At 63.6% G+C, this 4,739-nt stretch carries 3 protein-coding genes; 1 reads left to right on the plus strand and 2 read right to left on the minus strand.

The genetic code is table 11. The features are described from left to right. Positions 1-87: 87 nt before the first annotated feature. A complete protein-coding gene (locus DW024_RS09765) occupies positions 88-1,062 on the minus strand; it encodes a nucleoside hydrolase (RefSeq protein ID WP_118377597.1) in 975 nt (324 codons plus the stop codon). A gap of 4 nt (positions 1,063-1,066) precedes the next feature. Continuing rightward, a complete protein-coding gene (locus DW024_RS09770; protein WP_118065956.1) occupies positions 1,067-2,062 on the minus strand; it encodes a ribokinase in 996 nt (331 codons plus the stop codon). Positions 2,063-2,249: 187 nt separating this feature from the next. Between DW024_RS09770 and DW024_RS09775 the strand changes: the two genes are divergently transcribed. Beyond that, positions 2,250-4,466 carry an acyltransferase family protein gene (locus DW024_RS09775; RefSeq protein ID WP_118377598.1) on the plus strand — a complete coding sequence of 739 codons (2,217 nt, stop codon included), beginning with the start codon at positions 2,250-2,252 and terminating at the stop codon, positions 4,464-4,466. Positions 4,467-4,739 lie beyond the last annotated feature (273 nt).

Here is a 4,739-nt window from a genome sequence, read left to right on the forward strand (position 1 = left end):
AACGGCCTATTTGCTCAGTGTGTTCGGCTGAGATCGGAAATCAACCATTTACTCGGTAGCTAATCTGGAACGGGGCACAGAAACCGTTTAGCCAAGGATGCGAGCCATGCGTGCCTTAAACTCCACGAGGAAACGTGGGGCGTCCACGGTGAGCGCCACGAGCGCGCTCTTATCTGGATCGGACAGACGGTGCTCGTCGCAGATGGTGCGGCCGCGATACTCGCCCAGCAGGTCGACACGCAGGTTACAGCCGAGCGCACCCACGAGCGTGGGATCAATCGCCACGGCAACGGCCAGGGGATCGTGCAGTGCGCAACCACCCAGGTAGGGTGCGTTCATCTCGTACGAGCCAATGTAGTGCTCGACCATGCTCGCAAATGCGCAGCCCGCCATGGTGCCCGAGCCTGTCCAGCCGGCAACATCGCGGCGCGTGAGCACCACGCGATGCGTCACGTCCAGGCCCACCATGGTGAGCTTGCGGCCCGAGCGCAGCACGGCATCGGCGGCCTCGGGATCGCTTGCCATGTTGGCCTCGGCACCCGCGCTCACGTTACCGGGCACGGTCAGGGCGCCGCCCATCACCACCACGCGGCCGATAGACATCATCGCCGCCGCATCGCGCTCCAAGGCAAGTGCCAGGTTGGAGAGCGGGCCGGTCGCTACGTAGACCAGATCGGGCCCATAGGTGCGCGCGGCATCGATCAGATAATCGACCGCGGCATTGCCATCGGCCGAGGTCGCCCCCACTGGCTCGTAGGGAGACGCGGGCACGCTCGCGCCGCCGATGCCGTTCTTGCCGTGGATGAGCGTGGTGGACGCCGGTGGCGTATAGGGCTCGGTCGCCTGTAGGGGACGGTCGGCACCCAGATACACCGGCACCTCGGGACGACCCAACAGGTCGAGCACCGCCAGGCAGTTATGCGCCGACTGCTCGACGCGCACGTTGCCAAAGCACGTGGTGATGCCCACGAGCTCCACCTCGGGGCTCGCGATGGCATAGGCAAGCGCCATCGCATCGTCCACACCCATATCCAGATCAAGGATCAGCTTCTTGATTGCCATTGTTCTACTCCGCTTCTCCGTCTTGTACGTAATCGTCTAAACCAAACGCGCGCTCGACTTCGCCACGCGTGGGAATCGACTGCTGTGCACCCAAGCGCGACACCGTCACCGCCGAGGCACGGGCACCCGCGGCCATGCACTCAAAGAGCGGCAGGCCCTCCAGACGAGCCGCGGCAAGCGCACCGATAAACGTATCGCCCGCGGCCGTCGTATCGACCACCGTGCTCGAAAGCGCCGGCATGCGCAGCAGCTCGCCGTCGTCGCCGAGCGTAACCGACCCGGCACCGCCCAACGTGATGACCGCAGCTCCGGCACCCTTGGCGAGCAGGGCATTGAGCGCTGCGGCGCAGCTCGTATCATCCGCGGGCAAGATGCCCGTCAGCACCTGGCACTCGGTCTCGTTGGGACAGACCAGGTCGACCGCCGTCCAAGCCCCTGCCGGCACGTCACTTGCCGGCGCCGGGTTAAAGACCGTATAGAACCCCAGCTCGTGAGCGCAAACGAGTGCCTCGGCCGTCGCCGCCAGGTCGCATTCGCCCTGGGCGATAAAGACGCTTCCGGCAGCCGGGGCAATCTTGCTGGCGTCGCCGTCGAGTTCATCGGCCACCAGGCACCTCAGCGCGCAGGCAACGTCCTCGCCCGTAAGCGCATGGTTGGCGCCCGGCGACAGCACAATACGGTTGTCGCCACCAAAGCGAATGATGGTCGCCGTTCCCGTCTCCACGTCGTCGCGACGCGCCACAAAATCGCAGCTCACGCCAGCGTCTTGGAGCCCCGTCACGAGCGACGTGCCAAACGCGTCGCGACCGACCGCACCGATCATGCATGTGTGCGCGCCCATGCGCGCAGCCGCTACGGCCTGGTTGGCGCCTTTTCCGCCGGCGTTGGTGATAAACCCGCTGCCGCCGACGGTCTCGCCCGCACGCGGCATGCGCTCGCACGCCACCGAAAGGTCCATGTTCATGCTGCCGAACACCGCGACGATGCCGCAATCTGCCATGGAAACCTCCTCGTCCGCGGGCTCTGCACCCGCTGCCGGTCGTCGATCGTGCGCTCTCACGCCTCTATAACTTTAGTTCACTTTGATGTGGACGCGCGCTTGAGCTTGCGCCAGCAGCAAGCATTCACAGGAGCAGGCGGCTACAATAAAGGCGTGCTGATTATTCTCGTCATTTGGATGATGTTTTATGGAACAATTCCCGCGATCGAACTCGCGCAGCTCACGCCACTCGAGCGATCAACAGGCGCCGCACGAACGCTCGCGCGCCAGCCGCCAAACCTCCGAGCCGCGCCAAGCCGCAGACCCCCATCGCGCGTCTGCCAACAAGGGCGCCCACGCCAGCAGCGCCACAAAAGAGCAGGTGCCCGCGCGCCCCAAATCTCGGTATATCCCCGCCCTCGACGGTCTGCGCACGCTTGCCGTCGTCGCGGTGGTGCTCTATCACCTCAACCTCACCTGGGCGCAGGGCGGCTTGCTTGGAGTCACGATTTTCTTTGTGCTCTCGGGCTACCTGATCACGCGCCTGCTCATCAACGAAGTATCAAAGACCGGCCGCATCGACCTCAAGAGCTTCTGGATCCGCCGCATCCGTCGCCTGGTCCCCGCCGTGGTGACCGTTGTGGTTGTAACCTGTGCGCTGTGCACCGTCTTCAACCACGTGATGCTCACCAAGATGCGTCCCGACATTCTGCCGTCGCTGCTGTTCTTTAACAACTGGTGGCAGATTATGCAGGACGTTTCGTACTTCAACGCCCTGGGCGACCCCTCGCCGCTTACGCACTTTTGGTCGCTCGCCATCGAGGAACAATTCTACCTGGTTTGGCCACCGCTGCTGTTTGCCATGGTGTCCATGCATGTGAGCAAACCCAACACGCGCCGTGTGATCCTGGGACTCGCAGCGGTATCCGCCCTTGCCATGATGGTGCTCTACAACCCTGCCGCCGACCCCAGCCGCGTGTACTACGGCACCGACACCCGCGTCTTCTCGCTGCTGCTGGGCGCCTGGATGGCCTTTATCCCCAATCGCGACCTGGCGCTGGTGCGTCTCGCTCATCGTTTGGGGCTCAATCGCCTGGCTGGCGCCGCCAAGCACGGCAAGAACGCCGAGGGCAAGCCTGGCGAGAAGGCCGACAACGCAGCCGAGACCGTCCCGGCACAGCCGAGCGCCCTCGTGCGCTTTTGGTCCTCGCCCGCATCCATCGATGTGTTGGGCGTCGTGGGTCTGGTTGGCCTTGCCGCCATGGTCGCGCTCACCAACGGCTACACCGCGTTCCAGTATCGCGGCGGCACGCTGCTATGCTCCATCCTCACGCTCATGGTCATCGCGGCCTGCGTGCAGCCCCAGGGAATGGTTGCCCGCGCACTGTCCGCCGAGCCGCTCGTGTGGGTTGGCAAGCGCTCGTACAGCATCTACCTGTGGCACTATCCGCTACTGTTGCTCATGAACCCGGTCGCCAACATCAACGATACGCCGTGGTGGCAGTACATTTTGCAGGTGTTGTTGGTGGTCGCCGTAGCCGAATGTTCATATCGCTTTATCGAGACGCCGTTTAGAAAGGGCGCCTTTGGGCGCACCGTATCCGAGTTCCGCGACGGCACCACCGCGCCCGCCAACTGGGTGCGCGCGCACGTCCCTGTCTGCGCAGCCTGCGCTGTCGTGTTGGTCGTTGCACTGGGCGGCCTGATCTTTGTGCCCGAGACGTCTGCGCTGAGCGGTGAGGGCGCCGAAGTCCTCAACAAGGAAGCCAAAAACACCGCGCCCACAGACCAACAGGCGGCCGACGACACCGACAAGGACAACGACGGCTTCCCCGATGGCTCCTACGACCTGTTGATGATCGGTGACTCCGTGTCGCTGCGCGCCGTTGATTCCTTTGACGGCGTGTTCCCGCACAGCCATATCGATGCCGAAAAGGGCCGCCAGTTTGATGCGGGCCGCGCGACATTTGAGGGCTATCTCCAACAGAACCTTGCCGGCAAGATCGTGGTCTTTGCACTGGGCACCAACGGCTTGGTAACCGACGACCAGATCGACGCCATCATGACCGATGCAGGAGATAAGCGTATTGTGGTGTTTGTGAACACGCGCAGCCCGCAGCCGTGGGTTGGCTCTACCAACCAGGCCATCGCCAACGCTGCTACGCGCTACAAGAACGTGCGCGTTATCGACTGGTACGGATACAGTGCCAATCGCAACGACCTGTTCGATGGCGATGGCACGCACCTGTCGACCACTGGCGTGACTGAGTACCTCAACTTGATCCACGATGCAGTCAAGAAGGACCTGCCCGTGCATCCCGAGGATCACGTCAACGATCCGCAGCCGGCGGCCGTCAAGTCTGCCACCGACGCGCTCGTCAATGCGCTCGCTCTCAAGCCGCACAAGCTGGGCACCGACAAGTAACCTGCAGCGCAAACTTCCCACATCCGGAGGGGGTGCCCGCCACGGCAGGCACCCCCTCCGACAGTTAGGGACGTTCCTTATGTGCCGGCACCCAGGGACACTCCTGACACAGCCGAGGAACGCCCTCCTTGCGACCAAATTCTGGGCGCCTCGCCACCCCGAACGTTGTTTCCAAGCCCACACCCGCAGCAAACAACCCAAAATCACTCTTTTCGAGCCGGCTCCAGGTGGCGCGCGCAGACGTGGTGTAAGAGCGTCCCGAGGTCCGTCGCT

Source organism: Collinsella sp. AF37-9 (assembly GCF_003475115.1).
Lineage (GTDB): Bacteria > Actinomycetota > Coriobacteriia > Coriobacteriales > Coriobacteriaceae > Collinsella.

Bases quoted from the DNA above. Each gene is read 5' to 3' on its own strand.
- DW024_RS09770 (WP_118065956.1), bottom strand. From the start codon at position 2,062: ATGGCAGATTGCGGCATCGTCGCGGTGTTCGGCAGCATGAACATGGAC.
- DW024_RS09775 (WP_118377598.1), top strand. From the start codon at position 2,250: ATGGAACAATTCCCGCGATCGAACTCGCGCAGCTCACGCCACTCGAGC.
- DW024_RS09765 (WP_118377597.1), bottom strand. From the start codon at position 1,062: ATGGCAATCAAGAAGCTGATCCTTGATCTGGATATGGGTGTGGACGAT.